Below are 3,254 nucleotides of genomic sequence, written 5' to 3'. Positions count from 1 at the left end.
TCAGACAGCCCTTCGCACCATCAATTCCTTGATCTTGCCGATCGCCTTGGTCGGGTTGAGCCCCTTCGGGCACACGTCGACGCAATTCATGATCGTATGGCAACGGAACAGACGATACGGGTCTTCCAGGTTGTCCAGGCGTTCGCCCGTCGCCTCGTCGCGGCTGTCCGCGATGAAGCGATAGGCTTGCAGCAAGCCCGCCGGTCCCACGAACTTGTCCGGGTTCCACCAGAAGCTCGGGCACGACGTCGAGCAGCTCGCGCACAGGATGCACTCGTAGAGGCCATCCAGCTCGTCGCGCTCCACCGGCGATTGCAGGCGTTCCTTCTCCGGCGGCGGCGTATCGTTGATCAGATACGGCTTGATCGAATGATACTGGTTGAAGAACTGCGTGAAGTCGCAGATCAGGTCGCGCACCACCGGCAGACCCGGCAGCGGGCGCAGCACGATCTTCTGCGGCAGTTCGTTCAGATTGGTCAGGCACGCGAGGCCGTTCTTGCCGTTGATGTTCATCGCGTCCGAACCGCACACGCCTTCGCGGCACGAGCGGCGGAACGACAGCGTCTCATCGACTTCTTTCAGCTTGACCAGTGCGTCGAGCAACATGCGCTCATGCGTCAGATCGAGCTCGTACGTCTGCATGCGCGGCGCTGCATCCTTGTCCGGATCGTAGCGATAGACTTCAAAAATTCTCTTTGCCATTTCGATTCTCTTCGTTCGTGCCTTAGAAGGTCCGCGCCTTCGGCGGCACCGATTCAACCGTCAGCGGCTTCATCTGCACCGGCTTGTAGTCGAGGCGATCGCCTTCGCTGAACCACAGCGAGTGACGCATCCAGTTCTCGTCGTCGCGATGCTCGTAGTCGCTGTGCGCGTGCGCGCCGCGGCTTTCCTTGCGCGCTTCGGCCGAGACCATCGTCGCACGCGCGACTTCGATCAGGTTCGCCAGTTCCAGCGCTTCGACCTTCGCCGTGTTGAACACCTTCGACTTGTCCTTCAGATGCACGTGCTTCACGCGCTCGGCCACTTCGGCGATCTTGCCGACGCCCTCTTCCAGCAGCTTCGCCGTGCGGAACACGCCCGCGTGCGCCTGCATCGTCGAGCGGATGTCGTTGGCGATGCTCTGCGTGTATTCGCCCGAGGTCGACTTCTCCAGCACCGCGAGACGCTCCATCGCGAAGTCGGCGGCATCGGCCGGCAGCGGCTTGTGCTCTTTCATCTCGCTTGCATGCTTGATGATGTGATTGCCCGCGGCACGCCCGAACACGACGAGATCGAGCAGCGAGTTCGTGCCCAGACGGTTCGCGCCGTGCACCGATACGCACGAGCATTCGCCCACTGCGTAGAAGCCGTTGACCGGATCGTTATAGCCCTTGGCCGTGCCCACGACCTGACCGTGCATGTTCGTCGGAATACCGCCCATCTGATAGTGGATGGTCGGCACAACCGGAATCGGCTCCTTGATGCAATCGACGTTCGCGAACTTCAGCGCGATCTCGCGAATCGACGGCAGACGCTTCATGATCGTCTCCGCGCCGATGTGCGACAGGTCCAGCAGCACGTGATCCTTGTTCGGACCCACGCCGCGGCCTTCCTTGATCTCCTGGTCCATCGAGCGCGAGACGAAGTCGCGCGGTGCGAGATCCTTCAGCGTCGGCGCATAGCGCTCCATGAAGCGATCGCCGTTCGCGTTACGCAAGATGCCGCCTTCGCCGCGCACGCCTTCGGTGATCAGCACGCCCGCGCCGGCCACGCCCGTCGGGTGGAACTGCCAGAACTCCATGTCCTGCAGCGCGATGCCCGAACGCGCGGCCATGCCGAGGCCATCGCCGGTATTGATGAACGCATTCGTCGATGCCGCGAAGATGCGGCCCGCGCCGCCCGTGGCGAACAGCGTGGTCTTGCCTTCGAGGATATAGACGTCGCCCGTTTCCATTTCGAGCGCGGTGACGCCGAGCACGTCGCCGTCGGCGTCGCGGATCAGATCCAGCGCCATCCATTCGACGAAGAAGTGCGTCTTGGCCGCGACGTTCTGCTGATACAGCGTGTGCAGCAGCGCGTGACCGGTACGGTCCGCAGCCGCGCAAGCACGTTGCACCGGCTTCTCGCCGTAGTTGGCCGTGTGACCGCCGAACGGACGCTGATAGATCGTGCCATCCGGATTACGGTCGAACGGCATGCCCATGTGTTCGAGCTCATAGACGGCGTTGGGCGCTTCACGGCACATGAACTCGATCGCATCCTGGTCGCCGAGCCAGTCGGAGCCCTTGATGGTGTCGTAGAAGTGATAGTGCCAGTTGTCTTCGCTCATGTTGCCGAGCGAAGCGCCGATGCCGCCTTGCGCGGCCACGGTATGCGAGCGCGTCGGAAACACCTTCGACAGCACCGCGACGGAGAGCCCGGCGCGCGCGAGCTGCAGCGATGCGCGCATGCCCGATCCACCCGCACCGACGATGACCACGTCAAAGCGACGACGCGGCAGGGAAGTCTTGATTGCAGCCATGTTCTTTAAACTCTCCAGAGAATCTGTGCAGCGTAGCCGGCGCATCCGATGAGCCAGAGGATGGTCAGCACTTGGAGGAACAGGCGCAGACCCATCGGCTTGACGTAGTCCATCCAGATGTCGCGAATGCCGACCCACGCGTGGTAGAAGAGGCAAAGCAGGGCTACAAAGGTGGCGAGCTTCATCCACTGGGTCGCGAAGATGCCCGCCCAGCCTTCATACGAGAAGTTGTGCGCGCCGAAGAACCAGAAGAGAAGAATGACGGTGTACGCGGCCATCACGACCGCGGTGATGCGTTGCGCGAGCCAGTCGCGCAGACCGTAATGCGCGCCCACGACCAGGCGCTTCGGGCCGACTCGATTTTGCGTTGCCATGTTTAGAACACTCCGAAGATCTTGAGGGCCATCGCGAGCGTGAGCAACAGCGAAACGATCAGCACGACGAGCGCGGTCTGCTTGCCGCCTTCCTTGTTCACGCCGACATGCATGTCGAGGAACAGATAGCGGATGCCCGCGCAGAAGTGATGCAGATACGCCCACGACAGCACGAGCGTGACGATCTTGACGATGGGGTTGGCGAGGAAGCCCTTGAACGCGTCGAACGAGATCTCCGACGTGAGGCTCTGATCGAGCAGATACAGGATGAACGGCAGACACACGAAGAGCAAGAGCCCGCTGATGCGATGCAGGATCGATACCTTCCCTGCCAGCGGCAAGCGATACTTCGCGATTTGGCCGATCCCGATGTTCCGGTA

Annotated in this window: 4 protein-coding genes; all 4 read right to left on the bottom strand. The window is 61.9% G+C overall.

The window, feature by feature from the left end; genetic code table 11:
* Complete coding sequence (locus AWB78_RS41955) at positions 1 to 702, bottom strand: succinate dehydrogenase iron-sulfur subunit (RefSeq protein WP_050454292.1); 702 nt, start codon at positions 700 to 702, stop codon at positions 1 to 3.
* 22 nt (positions 703 to 724) lie between these two features.
* On the bottom strand, positions 725 to 2,500 hold the full coding sequence (gene sdhA / locus AWB78_RS41950; protein WP_062613134.1) for a succinate dehydrogenase flavoprotein subunit: 1,776 nt from the start codon (positions 2,498 to 2,500) through the stop codon (positions 725 to 727).
* A gap of 5 nt (positions 2,501 to 2,505) precedes the next feature.
* Positions 2,506 to 2,874: a succinate dehydrogenase, hydrophobic membrane anchor protein gene (gene sdhD, locus AWB78_RS41945; protein WP_062613132.1), complete on the bottom strand. Its 369-nt coding sequence runs from the start codon at positions 2,872 to 2,874 to the stop codon at positions 2,506 to 2,508.
* Between the two features lie 2 nt (positions 2,875 to 2,876).
* Positions 2,877 to 3,254, bottom strand: a 378-nt coding sequence (sdhC, locus tag AWB78_RS41940; protein WP_157697885.1) for a succinate dehydrogenase, cytochrome b556 subunit, incomplete at its 5' end; no start/stop codon positions are given.

It is taken from the genome of Caballeronia calidae, assembly GCF_900044055.2.
GTDB lineage: Bacteria > Pseudomonadota > Gammaproteobacteria > Burkholderiales > Burkholderiaceae > Caballeronia > Caballeronia calidae.
The sequence above is the reverse complement of the archived record's forward strand: the minus strand, read 5'-3'. Positions and strand labels throughout refer to the sequence as shown.